This is a genomic window from Streptomyces composti (assembly GCF_012034205.1).
Taxonomy (GTDB): Bacteria; Actinomycetota; Actinomycetes; order Streptomycetales; family Streptomycetaceae; genus Streptomyces; species Streptomyces composti.
This window is the reverse complement of record NZ_JAATEM010000008.1, coordinates 54,139-71,716: the sequence shown is the minus strand read 5'-3', so window position 1 is coordinate 71,716 and position 17,578 is coordinate 54,139. Positions and strand designations below refer to the sequence as shown.

15 protein-coding genes and 1 pseudogene are annotated in these 17,578 nt (G+C 67.0%); 15 read left to right on the top strand and 1 reads right to left on the bottom strand.

Translation table 11 applies throughout. From position 1 onward, the window contains the following. Positions 1 to 178 precede the first annotated feature (178 nt). From HCJ93_RS08430 to HCJ93_RS08375, 12 genes and pseudogenes are all read left to right on the top strand, one after another. A complete protein-coding gene (locus tag HCJ93_RS08430; protein WP_167992595.1) occupies positions 179 to 2,128 on the top strand; it encodes a phage terminase large subunit family protein in 1,950 nt (649 codons plus the stop codon). An 11-nt stretch (positions 2,129 to 2,139) separates the two neighbouring features. Next, a pseudogene (locus HCJ93_RS08425) lies at positions 2,140 to 2,733 on the top strand (N-acetylmuramoyl-L-alanine amidase); the annotation flags it as partial. A 145-nt stretch (positions 2,734 to 2,878) separates the two neighbouring features. Next, positions 2,879 to 4,705: a hypothetical protein gene (locus HCJ93_RS08420; RefSeq protein ID WP_167992591.1), complete on the top strand. Its 1,827-nt coding sequence runs from the start codon at positions 2,879 to 2,881 to the stop codon at positions 4,703 to 4,705. After that, positions 4,702 to 4,953, top strand: coding sequence for a hypothetical protein (locus HCJ93_RS08415; protein ID WP_167992589.1), 252 nt, complete (start codon positions 4,702 to 4,704; stop codon positions 4,951 to 4,953). The genes HCJ93_RS08420 and HCJ93_RS08415 overlap by 4 nt, the downstream gene beginning before the upstream one ends. Continuing rightward, positions 4,953 to 5,186, top strand: a complete 234-nt coding sequence (locus tag HCJ93_RS08410) for a hypothetical protein (RefSeq protein WP_167992588.1) — start codon at positions 4,953 to 4,955, stop codon at positions 5,184 to 5,186. Before HCJ93_RS08415 ends, HCJ93_RS08410 begins: the two co-directional genes overlap by 1 nt. Positions 5,187 to 5,336: 150 nt before the next feature. Next, the gene (locus HCJ93_RS08405; protein ID WP_167992586.1) at positions 5,337 to 5,639 is read left to right on the top strand and encodes a hypothetical protein; all 303 of its coding nucleotides are present in this window, start codon (positions 5,337 to 5,339) and stop codon (positions 5,637 to 5,639) included. After that, positions 5,636 to 5,827: a hypothetical protein gene (locus HCJ93_RS08400; RefSeq protein WP_167992585.1), complete on the top strand. Its 192-nt coding sequence runs from the start codon at positions 5,636 to 5,638 to the stop codon at positions 5,825 to 5,827. Before HCJ93_RS08405 ends, HCJ93_RS08400 begins: the two co-directional genes overlap by 4 nt. Continuing rightward, complete coding sequence (locus tag HCJ93_RS08395; RefSeq protein ID WP_167992583.1) at positions 5,827 to 10,719, top strand: hypothetical protein; 4,893 nt, start codon at positions 5,827 to 5,829, stop codon at positions 10,717 to 10,719. The genes HCJ93_RS08400 and HCJ93_RS08395 overlap by 1 nt, the downstream gene beginning before the upstream one ends. Further along, a complete protein-coding gene (locus HCJ93_RS08390; RefSeq protein WP_167992581.1) occupies positions 10,719 to 11,603 on the top strand; it encodes a hypothetical protein in 885 nt (294 codons plus the stop codon). The genes HCJ93_RS08395 and HCJ93_RS08390 overlap by 1 nt, the downstream gene beginning before the upstream one ends. 3 nt (positions 11,604 to 11,606) lie before the next feature. Continuing rightward, positions 11,607 to 12,899, top strand: coding sequence for a C40 family peptidase (locus HCJ93_RS08385; RefSeq protein WP_167992579.1), 1,293 nt, complete (start codon positions 11,607 to 11,609; stop codon positions 12,897 to 12,899). A 1-nt stretch (position 12,900) separates the two neighbouring features. Next, positions 12,901 to 14,205 carry a hypothetical protein gene (locus HCJ93_RS08380; protein ID WP_167992578.1) on the top strand — a complete coding sequence of 435 codons (1,305 nt, stop codon included), beginning with the start codon at positions 12,901 to 12,903 and terminating at the stop codon, positions 14,203 to 14,205. Next, positions 14,205 to 15,407 (top strand): hypothetical protein, encoded by a 1,203-nt coding sequence (locus HCJ93_RS08375; RefSeq protein WP_167992576.1) that lies wholly within the window; start codon positions 14,205 to 14,207, stop codon positions 15,405 to 15,407. The genes HCJ93_RS08380 and HCJ93_RS08375 overlap by 1 nt, the downstream gene beginning before the upstream one ends. A 39-nt stretch (positions 15,408 to 15,446) precedes the next feature. Here HCJ93_RS08375 and HCJ93_RS08370 read toward each other — a convergent pair whose 3' ends face one another. Beyond that, on the bottom strand, positions 15,447 to 15,632 hold the full coding sequence (locus HCJ93_RS08370) for a hypothetical protein (RefSeq protein ID WP_167992575.1): 186 nt from the start codon (positions 15,630 to 15,632) through the stop codon (positions 15,447 to 15,449). 183 nt (positions 15,633 to 15,815) lie between these two features. Here HCJ93_RS08370 and HCJ93_RS08365 point away from each other — a divergent pair, with 183 nt between their 5' ends. From HCJ93_RS08365 to HCJ93_RS08355, 3 genes are read left to right on the top strand one after another with little or no spacing between them, the layout of a single operon-like run. Then, complete coding sequence (locus HCJ93_RS08365) at positions 15,816 to 16,358, top strand: hypothetical protein (protein WP_167992573.1); 543 nt, start codon at positions 15,816 to 15,818, stop codon at positions 16,356 to 16,358. Between the two features lie 43 nt (positions 16,359 to 16,401). Continuing rightward, a complete protein-coding gene (locus HCJ93_RS08360) occupies positions 16,402 to 17,376 on the top strand; it encodes a N4-gp56 family major capsid protein (RefSeq protein WP_277350689.1) in 975 nt (324 codons plus the stop codon). 47 nt (positions 17,377 to 17,423) lie between these two features. Then, positions 17,424 to 17,576 (top strand): hypothetical protein, encoded by a 153-nt coding sequence (locus HCJ93_RS08355; protein ID WP_167992564.1) that lies wholly within the window; start codon positions 17,424 to 17,426, stop codon positions 17,574 to 17,576. The last annotated feature ends 2 nt before the right edge of the window (positions 17,577 to 17,578 follow it).

The window sequence follows — 17,578 nt, the reverse complement described above, 5'->3', positions numbered from 1 at the left end:
GGCGCTTCCCGCCGGTACACCGGCGGCCGTAAGCGCGGGCACACCCGCGGCATTCGGAAGATTGCCTGATCAGGGTTTCCGCAGCCTCCTTGTGAGACATTTCGTCAATAAGGCTTGGTTCGCAGAAATGCCCTGGTCGGTCGTAGCCTCCCCGCCCGGTCAGGCCCCCAGGGGGCCCATGAGCGGGGAGGTGGACGTGGCCCGCCTGACGGTGAACAAGGACGGCAAGCTGTACGGCGGCTCCCCGCGGGACCGCCGGATCTCGAAGGCGTCGTCCAAGGAGCGCAAGCAGATCATCGTGGCGACCGTGCGCATGGGGCACACGATCGCCGAGGGCTGCCGCCAGGCCGGCGTGACGCGCAAGACGCACGAGTACTACCGCAAGACGGACCCGGACTACCGGGATCTGATCGACCGGGCGTTGCAGGCGCAGATCGAGCGGGCGCAGGGGCCCAAGGAGGTGCCGGACTTCCCGGAGTTCTGTGAGAAGTACCTGAACACGCGCCTGTTCTGGCATCACTTGCAGTGGTTCGACCTGTTGGAGGGGCGGGAGCCGCGGGATCTGCACCCGCGGCAGCGGTTCATCCGCGGCGACGATGACCAGATCTTGGTGAACACGCCGCCGGAGCACGCGAAGTCCACGACGCTGACCGTGAACTACGTGGTGTGGAGGATCTGCCAGGACCCGAACGTGCGCATCCTGCTGATCTCCAAGACCCAGGACATGGCGAAGAAGTTCCTGCTGTCCATCAAGGAGCGCTTGGCGGAGTCCGAGGCGTACTTGGAGCTTCAGCAGGCGTTCGGTCCGCCGGGGGGCTTCGCCGAGGGTGCGGCGTCGTGGACGGCGGACCGTATCTACGTGGCCGGGCGTACGGCCGGTGAGAAGGACCCGACGGTGCAGGCCGTGGGTATCGGGGGCCACATCTACGGTTCGCGCTGTGATCTGGCGATCATGGATGACTGCGTGGACCACACCAATCACCAGCAGTTCGAGCAGCAGATCACGTGGATTCAGAACCAGGTCGGCTCGCGTGTGGCGGACGCCGGCGGGCGCATGCTGCTGATCGGTACGCGCATGGAGACGGTGGACCTGTACTCGGAGATCTTGAAGCCGCAGTACTACGCCGAGGGTCAGTCTCCGTGGACGTATCTGACGCAGCCTGCGGTCCTGGAGTACGCGGACGATCCGAAGGACTGGGTGACGCTGTGGCCGAAGACGAACCGGCCGCCGGTCACGATCGCGGCCCGCAAGCTCGTGCAGCAGGACGAGAACGGCTTGTGGCCGATGTGGGACGGTCCGGCTCTGGCGAAGAAGCGCCGGAAGATGTCTCCGCGGAACTGGTCGATGGTCTACATGCAGGACCAGGTGGCCGACGATGCGGTGTTCAAGATGGAGGACGTCCAGGGCTGCGTGGACCGGGCCCGGTATCCGGGCCGGATGTTCGACGGGCAGTCGCAGCACCGCCGGTACGGCATGGACGGCCTGGTGGTGATCGCCGGGCTGGACCCGGCCGCCGCCGGGTGCACGGCGATGGTCGTGGTGGGCCTGGATCGCCGCACGGGGGTGCGGTGGGTGCTCGATGTGGTGAACAAGCGGGGGATGCCGCCGCATGAGATGCGTTCGGAGATCGAGCGGCTGACGGAGCGGTACGGCATCTCCGAGTGGCGGGTGGAGAAGAACGCCTATCAGGCGTCGATCACGCAGGATCAGCTGATCCGCTCGTACCTGGCGGCGCGCGGGTGTTTGATCAGCCCGCATCACACGAACACGAACAAGTGGGACCCGGACTTCGGTGTCTCCTCGATGGCGCCGCTGTTCGAGGGGTGGCGCGAGGGCCGCAATCTGATCCGGCTGCCGTCTCAGACGCAGTCGGAGGGTGTGCGTGCGCTGATCGAGCAGTTGTGCTCGTGGTTTCCGGAGACGAAGGGTCTCACGGACACCGTGATGGCCCTGTGGTTCGCGGAGATTCGCTGCCGGGAGCTGATGGTCTCCGACTTCTCCGGCTGGCACGTGAACAACTCGGAGTTCACCTCGGAGCGCGACGCGGCCGGACAGATGGTCGTGGATATCGACTTCGCCTTGCAGCAGCAGGGCGCTGGCGCCTGGGACGGCGCCACCACGTGGTGAAGGAGTAGGACGTGGCACCACCACTCAGCTACAAGGAGTTCATCGCGGCCCTGAAGTCCGAGGGCCTGACGGTGTTCGAGGAGAAGACCGACGGCAAGTCGCCGGAGCACCACAACCGGAACCACAAGGGTGCGTGGGGGCCGGTCAACGGGGTGATGATCCATCACACGGTGACCAAGGGTCATGACGCTACGGTGGAGATCTGCCGGAAGGGGTATGCGTCGCTGCCGGGGCCGCTGTGCCATGGCGTGATCTGCAAGAGCGGGCATGTGCATGTGGTGGGGTACGGTCGCACGAACCACGCCGGCCTGGGGGACGACGATGTCTTCCGTGCGGTGGTGGCCGAGTCGTACATGACGAACCCTCCGGCGGCGAACGAGGCGAAGACGGACGGCAACCGGCATTTTTACGGGTTCGAGTGCGAGAACCTGGGCGACGGCAAGGACCCGTGGCCGTCGAAGCAGTACGTGGCGATGGTCAAGGCGGCGGCGGCGCTGCTGCGTGCGCACGGCTGGAAGCAGAAGTCAGTGATCGGTCATCTGGAGTGGCAGCCGGGCAAGGTCGATCCTCGCGGGTTCGCCATGTCGAAGCTGCGCTCGGACATCGCCGCGTGCCTGGCGAAGCCGGCCGGTAAGTGGGGCGGTGTGACCACGAAGGCCAAGCTGACCTTGGAATCCTTGGCCAAGCGCGTGGAAGCCTTGGAAGCAAAGGTGAAGTAGAGGCTGTACCTTTCTTCCGCAGGAGGTGGTCATGGCGGACATAGCGAAGGTCGCGGCCCGGGTGGAGGCCCTGCGCCGTGACAGCCAGGAACGGGACGCCCGGCATCAGACGGTCTTCGACGCCCGTGCGCAGAAGATCGACAACATTGCGCCGGGGTCGATGCCCGATGCCTGGCCGCGCCCGATCACGGCCAACATCCTGGACACCACGGCCCGGCAGCTCGCCGAGAACCTGGCGCCGCTGCCTTCGCTGAACTGCGCGCCGGGCGTGGTCACCTCCGAGCGGCAGAAGAAGTTCGTCGCCAAGCGCACGAAGATCGCCTACTCGTACATCATCGACTCGGGCCTGAAGCGGCAGATGCCCACCGGCTGCGACTGGTACCTGACGTACGGGGCCATGCCGATCGTGGTGGAGCCGGACTTCCAGGCCGGCCGCCCGCGCTTGCGCATCGACAACCCGATGAAGCACTACGCCCAGTTCGACCTGGGCGGCAAGGTCATCTCCTACACGAAGGTGTGGCGCGAGAGCGCGCGGCGTCTGGCGTCGAAGTTCCCCGAGCACGCGGACCAGATCCTGGGCAAGGATCAGCCCTTTGGCCGCCAGGTCACCGGCGACACAGAGCTTGAGGTGGTCAAGTACTGCGACAAGGACGATTACGTCCTCTACATGCCGGAGCGCAAGAACCTGGTCCTGATGAACGTGCCGAACAGGTTCGGCAAGGTCCCGGTGGTGATCGCCCGCAAGCCGACGTGGGACGACCAGGACCGCGGCCAGTTCGATGACGTGGTCTGGCCGATGCTGGCCCGCAACCGTGTGGCGATGCTCGGGCTCCAGGCGACGCAGCAGACGGTCCGGGCGCCGCTGGCCATCCCCACTGACGTGCAGAAGATCCCCTTCGGCGACGATGCGGTGATCCGCACCAACAGCCCGGAGAAGATCCGCCGGGTGGGCACCGACCTGCCCCAGACCGCGTGGGCGCAGGACCAGCTTCTGGCCGCCGAGGTCATGAAGGGCACCCGTACACCGGCGTCGGCCACCGGTGATGTTGACGCTTCAATCATCACGGGGCGGGGCGTGGACGCCCTCAACGGCGGCTATGACATCCAGGTCGCCACCGGTCAGCTCATCATCGGTGACGCCCTGGAGCGCGCTCTTGAGCTGTGCTTCGAGATGGACGAGAAGTACTGGCCGGACGCCAGGAAGTCCATCTCGGGTGTCATCAACGGCACGCCGTTCGAGGAGTTCTACACGCCGGCGAAGGACATCAAGGGCAACTACCGGGTGTCCGTCTCCTACGGTTTCGCCTCGGGGATGAACCCGAACCAGGCGCTGATCTTCCTGCTTCAGCTCCGCGGAGACCAGCTCGTCTCGCGGGACTTCGTCCAGCGGCAGTTGCCCATGGACGTGGACGTGGCGCAGCTTCAGGCCGAGGTGGACAAGGAGCAGACCACCGATGCCCTCAAGCAGGGTGTGTTCGCCCTGCTGTCGTCCATCGGGATCATGGCCCAGCAGGGCATGGACCCGACCATGCTGCTCACCAACGCCGCCAAGCTGATCGACCTCCGGGAAAAGATGCCCATGCATGAGGCGATCCTGACGGCCTTCAGTCCGGAGCCCCAGCCCGAGCCGTCCACGTCCGCGGCCGGGGCTCCCCCAGGCACCCCGGCCTCTGGCGAGGGTGGGGCCGGGGTGCCCTATGGGATCAACCCGTCCACGGGCATGCCGGGTGGTATCGCGCCGGGCCAGGCGCAGATGGGCCCTGGCGGCAAGCCTGACGTCATGAGCCTTCTCGCCGGGCTCACCAGCAGCGGACGGCCCATGGCCTCCGCCTCAGTGAAGAGGAGCGTCCCGGCATGACCGCCCAGCGGTGCTCGAACTGCGGGCGTGAGCCCGAGAACGGCGTCACCACGCACTGGATCGGATGCCCGATCCCGGGCCTTCAGGCGCGCGTGGCCGCCGCCGAGGCCAACCCGCAGCCCCCGGCGGCCTTCGAGGCGCCGGGCGACGTCTGCGAGCACGACGGATGCTCGCAGCCCAGGAAGAAGTGGTCGGGCAAGGGCGCCAAGCCCAAGTACTGCGCGGCCGGACACAAGAGGGAGAAGTGATGGCCGAAGGATTCGCGGGCGACCCGTTCCACGAGGGAAGCTCCAAGCCGATGGAGGGCCTGAAGGGCGGCATGATCGGCCCGCACACCCAGATGCCGATGCAGGGCACCAACGCGGGCAAGTCGCAGGGCGGCGCCAGCGACACCGCGCCGAACACGGGGAGCTGGAACAGCACCTCGCTTCAGCCGGGCCGCCCGACCACTGGCAGCAACGACAAGAACAAGGCGCACTGAGTCATGGCCCGCGGCGGATACCAGAGGCCGAGCAACCCGGCCCCCGTCAGCGGGCCGGGTGCGCTGAGCCGGCGCACCGATGGCGGGCCTTCGCAGCCCGTCCGTGTCCCCTCCGGGGGCAAGTACGGGGAGCGGCAGGAGCTGGAGAACTTGCAGCAGTCTGCCCCCCTGTCGGAGTCCCCGGGCGGTGACGTCGGGGCTCCGGAGCCTGCCGACCTGACGGCGGACCTGATCGGGTTCGACATGCCGTCGCAGATGCCGGACGAGCCGGTCACGGCCGGTGCCCCGTCCGGTGACGGGCCGGGGCTGGAGGTGCTGGGGCTGCCGAACCAGCCGGACGAGGATCTGCGGCGGCTGGTGGCGTGGCTGCCGGTGTTCGAGCACATGGCGAACCAGCCGGGTTCCAGCAAGGCGGCCCGCAACTTCGTGCGGCAGCTCAAGGGGATGGCATGAACTGGTGGACGACGCTGGGGAACTACCTGAACTTCTTCGAGGACGCCCCGGCCCTGGCCGTGGACTTCGCGCTCAACGGCCCGAACGCCAACTACATCGGATACGGGCTGGCCTACGGCATGCAGGCGTCGGCCACGCCCATCGACGTCTACCCCTCGGAGCTGTCTTTCACTGAGCCGGAGGTCTGATGGACTTCGGCGACCTCCTCAAGAACGTCCGGGACGGGCTGCCCATGGTGCCGATCGTCGGCACCTATCTGGGGGCGGGCCTGGACGCCGTCATGGACGATGACGAGGAAGAGGGCAAGTCGTGGACCGGCCGGGCGATCGAGGGGTACATCCTGCGCCCCGGCTCCAAGCCGATCGAGCGCGCCATGCACGGGCTGACGTGGCTGTACGACAACGCGATCAGCCAGCCGCTGTCCACGTCCATCCTGATGGGCTCCTCCGCCCAGGAACGCGACTTCGGTCGGCTTCTGTCGGCGTCGGAGTGGGCGAGGGCCTGGCGGGCGGCCGAGCACATCTCCCCCGGGCAGGCGTTCACCGCCCGCGCGTACTCGCAGGCGGAGCAGATCACCGGCGCGGAGATGGGGCCGGCGTCGGCCGAGGAGCTGATGGCCGGCCGCCCCCTGTACGCCACACCGGCGGAGGCGTACTTGCCGCCCGGGTGGAAGGATCTTTCGGAGGACGAGCAGCAGGAGCTGCTGAAGAAGGTCGGTATGCCGGTCGTCGGCAACCGCGCCGTGGAGCAGTTGCGCCGGGACAACGAGCTGTTCTCCTTCTCCTCCGGCGCGTCCGACTTCGCGGCCCGCTGGTGGCTGGATCCTGCGGTCCTGGGCGGTAAGGCGATCGGTGCCGCCCGCCGCAAGTACATGGTCACCCCGCGCCCGCGCGAGGGCTGGTCGGCCGACGACATCGAGAAGATGATGGCCAGCTCCCGCATGGCCAAGGTCCAGGACTTCATCTGGGAGAACAAGGACAACCCGCAGCTCATCAACAACTTGAGCATGTTCAAGAAGTCCGCGCTGGGGCCGCGGGCGGGCAGCATCATCAGCAAGCTCAAGAGCCCGGAAGAGGTGAATCTCTTCCTGCGCACCACGCTGGGCGACGCCGAGGCCCGAGCCCGCCTCCAGGCCGAGAACGCGGCGGCCGAGCTGCGCATGAGCGCGGTGGACGAGCGGATCAGCAAACTGGAGCTGGAGACGCTGCCCAGCCTGTCGGGCCGGATCAGCCCCGGCGCCGAGCGGATGATCCGCGACCACGTAGAAGACCTGCGGGCCAAGATCGCCAAGGATGACGATCTGGTGGCCCGCTATGAGGAGGCACTGAAGCACTACGGCGAGCTGGACGCGCTGAACCTCACCCGGTTCTCCGCCTCCCGCGCCTACGCGCGCACGGCGAACCAGAAGCTGTTCCGCACGGGGCCGGCGCTGGGCACGACATCCCGCCAGGTCGGGAAGGTCGCCAAGGCACGCATCTACGCCAACGACATGTTCGGCAGCTCCGCCACGTTCATCCGTTCCTTCGCCGAGTCCCACCCCAACGGCATGATCGCCATTGACGATCTGCACCCGGAGGCCATTGACGAGCTGCGCGGGCACATCGCCCGCATCCCGGGCATCGGCCCGGACATCCGCGCGGACCTGCTGAACCGGTACCTCAAGACGAGCACGGAGGGCGAGCGCCTGGAGCTGCTGGACGAGATCCAGGGCCTGGGCGTGACCAAGGTCGCCGAGAAGCACGGCTTCTCCCATGATGAAGGCATGGCCCTGTACCGGCAGTACAGGAGCCAGATCACCCACGGCCAGGAGGAGCTGCGCCGCTACTCGGGCGCCAACTTCGGTGACGAGAAGCAGTCGGTGGACATCTTCGCGGGCAAGGACGGCCGCCTGAAGATCCACCCCAACATGGTCACGAAGCTGGCCAACGACCACATCCTGATCGACCTGGGGATGCTGGACAAGACGCTGGCCCGGCACTCCAGCGCGCTGAAGGCGCTGCGCACGGCCCGCATCGGCAATCCCGACTGGATCGTGGACGGCCTGGACTACGTGTCGCATCTGTGGAAGTTCGCGACCCTGTTCCGCCTGGGCTACATCCCCCGCGTCCTGTCGGACGACCTGCTGGGACAGACGGCCCGTCTCGGGGCCGCGGCCATGGCCGTGCGCGCCGGGTACGGCGTCAAGAACCTGGCCACGAACCTCTACCACTGGAAGAAGCCGTCCTTCTACGAGGGCCAGGAGGCCGTGGCCCGCGAGGGCATCAAGTTCGCGGACGAGGAGATCAAGGCACTTCAGCCCGAGCTGGACCGTATCCGTACGAGCTTCGAGCGGGCGGACGCGGTGTACCGCACCGACCTGGGCAAGGCCCGCGCCCGCGCGACGAAGGCCCGCACCCGCCTGGAGGCGATGGACGAGGCTGCGGACCCGGCGAAGTACAAGGCCATGCAGCAGCTCGTGGCCAAGCTGGACCGCGAGGTGGCCACGGCGGAGCGGCGCCTTGCCACGCACTCGCCGGCTCGCCGGGAGCGGCTGACCGCCCTGGAAGAGCAGATGGACGAGCTGCTGGCCGGGCGGGAGACGCAGGTGGTTGCAGCCGAGGCGGCCAAGACGCTGCGCGAGAGGAGCTTCCGTCAGGCGTCGCAGCTCGACCGGCCGGTGTCGGTCGGCGGCATCGAGCTGCCCCCCGCCCTCGCGGGTGAAAAGGGCGAGTACTACATGAAGCTGATCAGCTCGGACGACTCGCTGCGGACCCTGCTCCAGCGGAACAAGCAGCTCATCCACTCCAACCTTCAGCGGGCCGCCAGCACCAAGGCTGCCGCGCCGATCTCGTATCCAGGCACGGAGAACCTGTTCGTGCAGGCGTGGCACAAGGCCATCAACCACCAGATCATGCAGGACGAGTTCGCCCGTATGGCGGTGCAGGGCAAGTCCATCGAGGAAATGACCGACTGGCTGACGAAGACGGCGGCGGGGCGCCGCTACCGTCAGCGGCTGGGCATCAAGTACGACACCCCGGAGCGCATCGCGGCTGCGGTGTGGCATGAGGTGGACGAGTACATGCCCGCGATGTCCGGGGTGCGCGAGGCCGCCCTGAAGGGTGAGGCCGACGTCGATTACCTGACGGAGCTGGCCAAGACGGGCCAGCGCCCGCAGTACGTGCACTCGCACCAGCTCGGGGAGGCCCTGGCCGGGTCCAACCACGTCTCCCGTGCCACGGACCGGGTGATCGACTGGTGGTACAAGTGGGCGGCCTCCATCCCGGCCGACCGCATGTCGCGTCATCCGCTGTTCAACCAGCTCTACGAGGGGCACGCCCGCGCGCTGGTGTCGCAGGAGCTGAAGCAGGGTGTGAAGGTCACGCAGAAGGACGCCGACCGGATCGCGGAGACGGCCCGGCGCCTGGCGCTGAAGGACACCCGCAAGCTCGTCTTCGACATCGCCCACCGCTCGGATGCCGCGCACGCGCTGCGCTTCATGAGCCCGTTCTTCGCGGCCACCACGGAGGCGTGGCAGCGCTGGGCGCGCATCATCGCCGACCGGCCGCAGACGGTTGGCTACGCCAGCATGTTCTTCAACGCCCCCATCTCCGTGGGGTGGATGCAGGACGCCGACGGCAACCGGATCGGCCGGGACGGCACGGCCATGGTGTGGGACGAGAAGCAGAAGAAGCTGGTCCCCAGGCTCGTGCCGAAGACCGAGCGGTACATCATGGCGCGGGTGCCCAAGTTCATCGCGGACGGGCCGATCGGCAAGGCGTGGGGCATGGACTCCTCCGGCAACTGGCGGATCTCGCAGGACTCCATGCACCTGATCACGCAGGGCGACCCGTGGTTCAACCCGGGTACCGGCCCGGTGGTGAGCATCCCCGCCTCGCTGCTGGTGAAGGACAAGCCGAAGCAGGCCGAGCTGCTGCGGCACATGGGCGTCCTGCCCTACGGGCCCACCCCGGGCGGCATCGGGGACACGCTGGTGCAGCAGAGCCTGCCGCTGTACGCGCGGAACTTCCTGACCGCGTTCGACACCAGCGATGAGCGGTATCAGCGGATCAAGCTGCACATCATGCAGCGGGCGGCCTACGAGCACGCCAACATGCGCAAGCCCATGCCGTCGGCGAAGGAGATCGCCGACATGACCCGTGACTACTGGCTGTTCTCCGCGGTGTCGGCGTGGACGCAGCCCTTCGCCACGCAGAAGCCCGACAAGTACCAGTTCTTCCGGGACCAGTACAACGCTCTGCGGCGCAAGGACCCGCTCACGGCGGATGAAGAGTTCCTCGAGCGGTTCGGCGAGAGCTACTTCGTGTTCGCCCAGGCGACCACGGAGAACGAGGGCGGCATCCCCGCCACTCAGAAGGCGGTGGAGCTGTCGCAGAAGTACGCCGACGTCATCGCGAAGGCCCCGGAGCTGGCCGCACTGATCATCGGCCCCGAGGGCAACGGGCCGTTCTCGCCCGAGGCGTACGCCTACCAGCTCTCCGTCCCGCTCATCCCCGGCGGGGCGGAGATGCAGCGCACGCGCATGAGCGCGGACGAGGCCATGGCGGAGAACCAGCGCCGGCTGGGCTGGGCGAAGTTCACCAAGTACAACAACCTGGTGACCGCCATGCTCCACAAGGCGGGCTTCGACTCCTTCGAGGACGAGGGGGCGGAGGAGTTCAAGGCGATGCGGTCGAACATCGCCAAGTTGCTCGGGGACCCGCTCCTGCCCGACGGAAACAAGAACCGGTTCTACAACGAGCACTGGTCGAAGGACTACTACACGATCGACCCCAAGCGGCATGACCGGCTGATCCTGGGCCTGACGACCGTGGCCAACAGCGACCTGGCCAAGCTCAAGAGCCGGTCGGACCTGCGACGTCTGAAGGAGTACCTGGGCTACCGCCGGGCGATCGTGACGGTGCTCGGCGAGAGGGACAAGGCCGGCGGCTCCGCCTGGTTGGGCGCCAAGTCGAATGCGGACCTGCGCCTGGCGTGGCGGCGGATCGTGGACGCGCTGGTGGAGTCCGACACCTCGTTCGGGGACCTGTACCACCGGTACCTGAGCCGGGACATGAACGTGGACCTGGAGCTGGAGGAGTAATGGCACTCGTATCGAGCAGCGCCAATGACGATCCGTTCCTGAAGGCCCTGAAGCAGGCCATCGGGTCCGGTGCTGCCGCCGATGCGGGCGGCAAGGTCTACATGGGCTCCACCCGGTACACCAAGGGTGGCATCGACAAGTCGAGCGGGCAGGCCCTGCCCCGCGGCCGGAAGATGTACGGCACGAAGGACATATGGATGTCCACCGGGGAGGCCGAGCAGGAGTACTACAAGTGGTCCAGCAGGCAGCAGAAGGCTTTCGTGGACCAGGGCATCCTGAGCGGGCTGCTCAAGCTCGGGGACGGCCCCATGGAGGGGGCGGCCCTGTGGAAGAAGCTCGTGAAGGAGGCCGGTCAGTACGGCAAGGCCGGGAAGAAGGTCTCCCCGATCGACCTGATGGCCTCCTACGTGAAGGCGCACGGCGGCGCCAACGCGTGGAAGCAGGCCGGCGTGTTCGAGATCAACACCGTCACCGGTGAGCGCCGCTACGTCGGCCCCGGAACCTACCTGGGCGGCGGCAAGGCGCAGCAGGTGGACACGCGGGTGGATCTGACCGACCCGGACACCGCCCGCGCGGTGGCCACCCGCCTGTTCCAGGACATGATGGGCCGCGACCCCGGCGCCGGGGAGCTGGGCGCGTTCGCCTCCGCCCTGCACCAGGCGGAGCAGGCCAACCCGGTGGTGTCCACCACGACGACCCAGTACGACCTGGAGACCGGCCAGCCCGTCAGCTCCTCCACGCAGCAGTCCGGCGGTCTCACGGCTGAGGCGAGGGCGTACATCGGCGAGCAGCAGATCAAGAAGAAGAAGGAATACGGGGTCTTCCAGGCGGTGACCACCTACCAGAACGCGCTGGAGTCCCTGGTGTTCGGAGCACCGGAGTAGGCCATGGCGCGCGGTGAGGACATCGTCGAGACGCTGCGCTCGGCGCTGGGCGTTCAGTACGCCTGGGGCGGCTCCAGCCCGAACACGGGCTTCGACTGCTCGGGGCTGGTGTATTGGGCGTTCGGCAAGCACGGCATCACACTGCCGCGCACCACCTACAACATGATCAATGTGGGTGCGTCGGTGCCGGTGAACAAGCTTCGGCCGGGTGACCTGGTGTTCTTCGACACCGACCGGTCCCGTAAGGGTCCGGACCATGTGGGTGTCTACATCGGTGGCGGCAAGTTCATCCACTCCGCCCGCACCGGGCAGCCGGTGAAGATCAGTTCGCTGGCTGACGGCTACTACATGGACCGGTGGATGGGCGGGCGCCGGGTCTCCGGCGTGTCCGCCTCGCCGTCCTCCGGCGGAGGCTTCGCCGAAGAGGTGGCCCCCCGGCTCGATGCGCACGAGCTGGCCGAGACGTACGGCATGTCGTACTCGTTCTTCAAGTCGCAGCCCGAGCTGTGGAAGATGCTCAACCAAGCCGTTGAGAAGCAGTGGTCGCCGGAGAAGTTCCAGGCCGAGATCAAGAACAGCAAGTGGTGGAAGAAGAACAGCGAGACGGCCCGTCAGGCGCAGGTGCTCCAGAAGACGGACCCCGCCACCTACAAGGCGCAGATGGAGGCCGCCCGGGTGGCGGCCAAGCAGCTCGCGGTGAAGGCCGGCGCGATCCTCTCGGACAAGAACGTCGAGAAGCTGGCCAAGAACATGGTGCATTTCGGCTGGAACGACGCCCAGGTGCAGAACTTCCTGGGTCAGTACGTGAAGTTCACCTCGGAGCAGACCCTTGGCGGCATGGCCGGCGCCGCAGCGAAGGCGATCAAGGAGGAGGCGTACAAGTACGGCGTCTCCGTCACGGAACAGTCCGTGCTCAACAACGCCCAGTACCTGGTCCGCGGCCTGACGACCATGGAGAAGATCCAGGCGTCCATCCGTGAGCAGTCCATCGGCCTGTATCCGGCGTTCGCGGAGCAGATCAAGGCCGGGGCGTCGATCCAGGATCTGGCGCAGCCCTACGTCCAGATTCTGGCCGAGGAACTGGGTCTGCCCGAGACGGATGTCAACGTCTTCACCCCGAAGATCAAGGCCGCGCTCAACCGGGCGAACGAGAAGGGCGAGCCGGAGCCGATGTCCCTGCACGAGTTCACCATGCTCGTGCGCAACGACCCGCGGTGGCGCAAGACGCCCGGCGTGGCTGAGAAGACCATGAACATCGGCCGCCAGGTGCTGGCTGACATGGGCTTGGGGTTCTGAGATGGCTGACGCGGGCTTCGAGGCGTTCCTGTGGTCCATCACCATGCAGGAGTCCGGCGGCAACTACCGGGCCGTCGGCCCGCCCACGCCGTACGGGCGCGCGTACGGCCGCTACCAGGTGCTTGCGCCGAACGTGGGCCCGTGGACGGCGAAGTACTACGGCAAGCGGCTGACCCCGCAGCAGTTCCTGAACAACCCGGCCGCCCAGGACGCGGTGGTGCGGGGTGTGCTGGGCGGCTACTACCGCAAGTACGGCGCCCGTGGCGCCGCTGCCATGTGGTATTCGGGCCAGCCCAACCCGAACAAGACGTACGGCAACCCGCCCGTGTACCAGTACGTCAATTCGGTGGTCAGCCGGATGGGCAGCTACCGGGGCCAGAAGATCGGAGTGGGCGCAAGCGGCGGGGGCGGCTATACGAGCGGAGGGCCGGTCAAGGTGGCACTGAGCCGAGAGGAGCTGATGGAGCAGTACGGGCTGTCCGCTTCGCTGATCAATAGCTCGAAGGAGCTGCGCAGCCTGTTCAACAAGGCCGTGGCCGGGAGCTGGAGCGCCGCCCGTTTCCAGGCGGCGCTGAAGAATTCCAAGTGGTGGAAGAACCAGAGCAGCACGCTGCGGAAGTACCTCACCACGAAGTACACCGACCCGGCCACGTGGAAGCAACAGCAGTCCGCGGCCACGTACGCGGTCAACCAGCTCGCGGTGGCTGTCGGCCTGGGCAATCAGATCAAGGGCGGCAAGGCGTCCAAGCTGCTCAAGGATGCCGTCTACAAGAAGACGGCGCTCGGCTGGACCGACGCGCGGATCAAGGACTGGATGGGCACGAAGGTGTCCGTCCACTCCGGCGGCATGTGGGGTGAGGCCGGCGAAGCGTTCGACGAAATGCACGAGATCGCCTACCTCAACGGCATGAAGTACTCCACCTCTTGGTACGCGAAGCGGGCCAAGGACGTCGTCTCGGGCAAGACGACGATGCAGAACGTGGAGGAGACGATCCGCCGGCAGGCCGCGGCCCGCTACGCGCCGTACGCGGAGCAGATCCGCGCCGGGCAGAATGTTCTCGATCTTGCGGCCCCGTACATCAAGTCGGTGGCGCAGCTTCTGGAGCTGCCGGAGAGTGATGTGGACCTGAACGAGAAGCTGGTCTACAACGCGATGTCCGGCGGTCACGGCGGGGCGAACTTCCCCCTGTGGGAGTTCGAGAAGGCCGTCAAGAACGATCCGCGGTGGCGGAAGACGAACAACGCCCGTGAGTCCATGTTCACCGTGGCGCACAAGATCTTGCAGGACTTCGGGGTGAGCTACTGATGAGTACGCCGGTTGAGCAGAACGTCCCCGAAGAGTTCCGGGGCGAGATCGACATTCCCGTCCCGGACCAGGTGGACGCGGCGGCCCTGGCCAAGGCCGAGGCCGCCATGAAGAAGGAGAAGGCCAACGAAGCGAAGGTGGCCGCCCAGCTCAAGGCCACCAACACCAAGATCAAGTCGCTTCAGGGGCAGCTCAAGATCAAGGGGCTGTCGAAGTCGCGCAAGGCCAAGCTCACGGCCGAGCTGAAGACCTACCAGGCACGGGCCAAGTCGCAGGCGTCGCAGCAGAAGAAGTCCCAGGCGAAGCAGACGACCTATCAGCAGGACATCTACGAGGCCAAGGGCCAGTACGACAAGCTGTTGTGGGGTGAGCAGCGCGATGCGTACATGGCGCTGACGTCCCTGTTCAAGAGCTACGGCCTGGAGGGCCTGGCGAAGAAGATCTTCGACTATGTCAAGCTCGGCTTCGGCGCCGACACCATCGCCATCCATCTTCAGGACACCAAGGAGTACAAGGCTCGTTTCGCCGCGAACGAGGCAAGGGCGAAGGCCGGTCTGCCGGTGCTGAGCCCGGCGGACTACCTGGCCACGGAGCAGGCGTACCGGCAGATCCTGTCTGCGGCCGGGCTGCCCAAGGGCTTCTACGACAATCCCGCCGATTTCACCCGGTGGATTGCCGACGACGTCTCGCCGACCGAGATCAAGTCGCGGGTGGACATGGCGGTGGCCGCCACCAGCCAGGCCAACCCCGAGTACAAGCGGGCCCTGTGGCAGATGTACGGCATTGGTGAGGCCGACCTTGCCGCGTACTTCCTGGACCGGAAGAAGGCGGAGCCGATCCTGAAGAAGCAGGCCGCCGCGGGCGCCATCGGCGCAGCCGCCATCCGCCGGGGCTTCGCGGCGAACGTGCTGGACCTGGAGGGCTACGCCACGCTCGGGATCACGCCGGAGGAGGCCGAGGAGGCGTACGCCCGGATCTCCGAGGGCTTCGAAGCCATGCTGGGCATCGCCGGCCGGTACGGGTCCACCTGGTCCCAGCGCGAGGCCGAACAGGAGATCTTCACGCCGGGTGCTGCCGCGTCGGTGGGCGGCGAGTCCGCGGCCGAGAAGGGCAAGCGCCTGAAGTCCCAGGAACGCGCACTGTTCGCCGGTGGCCGTGGGGCCACCGTGCAGGGCCTCAACGCGGGGTATTCTCAGACGTAATGCGTCGCCCAGCGCGCAGACTGCCTCAGCCCCCGTCGCTCAGCGCGGGGGCTTTGTGCTGTCCATGAGCGTTCCCGCCTTGCGCAGAACGGCCACAGAGCCGGCCAGGAGGCCGCCCGAGATCAGCAGTTCAAAGACGTCCCAGCCGTGCATGTAGGCGCTGCGTGCGGCCACGCAGGCGAGGGCGAAGAGGAGCAGCCCGACCAGGAAGAGCACGTTTCTCATGGCCGTGTTGTAGCAGCGGGGCACCCTGGGCGCCACCGACTCGCAGATGTGAACATGTTCGGTTTACAGTCGTGCACTGACGGATCGGCCGGCCCCGTCCCGAGCAAGCCCGGTAGCCGTGGAGCGCGAACCCCTTCCCCGGGGGGTGAGCAGGCCGCGCAAGGGATGAATGGGAGTACGCGCATGAGCGAATACAGCTTCGGCGACTTCGACCCCGACGACCTGTCGGGAGCTGGAGAGCAGCAGTCCGTGCAGCAGGGCCCCAAGTGGTTCCGCGAGTACATGGACAAGGTCTCTGAACAGCTGAAGGCCATTCAGGCGGAGAACGAGCGGCTGAAGGCCGAGAAGAAGCAGCAGGCCGTGGCTGAAGCGCTCAGGGCGAAGGGCTACGCACCGCAGGCCGCGAGCCTGTTCCAGGGCGAGCCCGACAAGCTGGACGAGTGGCTGACGGCGAATGGCGCCGCCCTGGCCAAGCTCACCCCCGAGGGGGGCGAGCAGCCGGGCGAGCCGGCCCCGCAGGGCCCGCCCCCGTCCACCGTTCCGGCTGACGGTCAGGAGCAGATGCAGCGCATGCAGGAGCAGGGCACGCAGGGCGTGGCCCCTCCGCAGGGCACGGACAACGAGCTGGCGCAGGCCCTGAAGGCCGCACCCAGCTACGAAGACTTCGCCAAGCTGATGCAGGCTCACGGCAACCCCTACGACTGGGGCACTGGCGCCGCCTCCTGACCTCTCCCTGTCCCTACGGCACCCCACTGGGGGGTGAGAGGCCATGGCTAACGCGTACACCGACACTTCAGCGATGTCCAACGCGGTACAGACCGCGTACGACAAGACTTTCGAATTCGCGCTTCGATCGCAGCCCATGTTCCGGGCTGTCGCCGACAAGCGCCCCGTGAATCAGACCGGCCCCGGCGGCTCCATCGTCCTGGAGCGCTTCCAGGACCTGGCGGTGGCCACCTCCGCCCTGACGGAGACCACTGACCCGGACTCCGTGGCCCTGGGCAACCCCACCACGGTCACCATCACGCTCAACGAGTACGGCAACCCGGTGCTGCGCACCCGGAAGCTGTTCCTGTACTCGCTGACGGACGTTGACCCGGCGATCGCGAACATCGTCGCCTACAACATGGCCGACTCGGTGGACACGATCGTGCAGACCGAGCTGCGCTCGGGCACGAACGTGATTCAGCGCAAGGCGGGCACCGTCTCGTACGTCACCAACGGCACCGTGTCCACCCCGGCGGCCACGACCATGGTGACCACGGACACCTTCAACAGCGCGATTGCCCGCCTGGCGACGGCGAAGCTCCGCGCGAACAAGGCCGTGCCGCGTAAGGGCTCGCTGTACTGGTGCGCCATCCACCCGGAGGTCTCCCACGACCTGCGGGCGGAGACCGGTCAGGCGGCCTGGCGTGACCCGCACAACTACAGCGCGGCCGGGAACATCTGGGCCGGTGAGATCGGCGCGTACGAGGGCGCCTTCTACATCGAGTCCCCGCGTTGCTTCAACGCCGTGGACGCCGGTACCGGTGACAACACGGTGCGTCGTTTCCGTACGTACTACGCGGGCCAGCAGGCCCTGGCGGAGGCCGTGGCGGACGAGTTCCACATCGTGGCCGGTCCCATCGTGGACAAGCTTGCGCGGTTCCGGCCTCTGGGCTGGTACGGAGTGGCCGGCTGGAAGATTTACAGGAACGAGGCGCTGATCCGCGCCGAGACGACCTCTTCCATCAACTTCGCGTAAGGGACTGTGTGATGGCTCAGCACCTTCGCGAAGGTTCCCAGGTCTCTGTGACCTACGAGAACTCGCCTGGGAACTACAGCACCACCGGCACGGCTACGGTCACGAACCTCACGGATGCGTACATCGAGGCGGAGGTCTCCTCGACGAAGTACGCGTTCCCGTGGAGTCATGTCGCGCTCATTCAGATCACGACGGACTGACC

Coding starts and splice junctions, on each gene's coding strand:
- HCJ93_RS08360 (WP_277350689.1), top strand. CDS start 16,402: ATGGCTAACGCGTACACCGACACTTCAGCGATGTCCAACGCGGTACAG.
- HCJ93_RS08365 (WP_167992573.1), top strand. CDS start 15,816: ATGAGCGAATACAGCTTCGGCGACTTCGACCCCGACGACCTGTCGGGA.
- HCJ93_RS08370 (WP_167992575.1), bottom strand. CDS start 15,632: ATGAGAAACGTGCTCTTCCTGGTCGGGCTGCTCCTCTTCGCCCTCGCC.
- HCJ93_RS08385 (WP_167992579.1), top strand. CDS start 11,607: ATGGCGCGCGGTGAGGACATCGTCGAGACGCTGCGCTCGGCGCTGGGC.
- HCJ93_RS08390 (WP_167992581.1), top strand. CDS start 10,719: ATGGCACTCGTATCGAGCAGCGCCAATGACGATCCGTTCCTGAAGGCC.
- HCJ93_RS08415 (WP_167992589.1), top strand. CDS start 4,702: ATGACCGCCCAGCGGTGCTCGAACTGCGGGCGTGAGCCCGAGAACGGC.
- HCJ93_RS08400 (WP_167992585.1), top strand. CDS start 5,636: ATGAACTGGTGGACGACGCTGGGGAACTACCTGAACTTCTTCGAGGAC.
- HCJ93_RS08375 (WP_167992576.1), top strand. CDS start 14,205: ATGAGTACGCCGGTTGAGCAGAACGTCCCCGAAGAGTTCCGGGGCGAG.
- HCJ93_RS08380 (WP_167992578.1), top strand. CDS start 12,901: ATGGCTGACGCGGGCTTCGAGGCGTTCCTGTGGTCCATCACCATGCAG.
- HCJ93_RS08430 (WP_167992595.1), top strand. CDS start 179: ATGAGCGGGGAGGTGGACGTGGCCCGCCTGACGGTGAACAAGGACGGC.
- HCJ93_RS08410 (WP_167992588.1), top strand. CDS start 4,953: ATGGCCGAAGGATTCGCGGGCGACCCGTTCCACGAGGGAAGCTCCAAG.
- HCJ93_RS08395 (WP_167992583.1), top strand. CDS start 5,827: ATGGACTTCGGCGACCTCCTCAAGAACGTCCGGGACGGGCTGCCCATG.
- HCJ93_RS08420 (WP_167992591.1), top strand. CDS start 2,879: ATGGCGGACATAGCGAAGGTCGCGGCCCGGGTGGAGGCCCTGCGCCGT.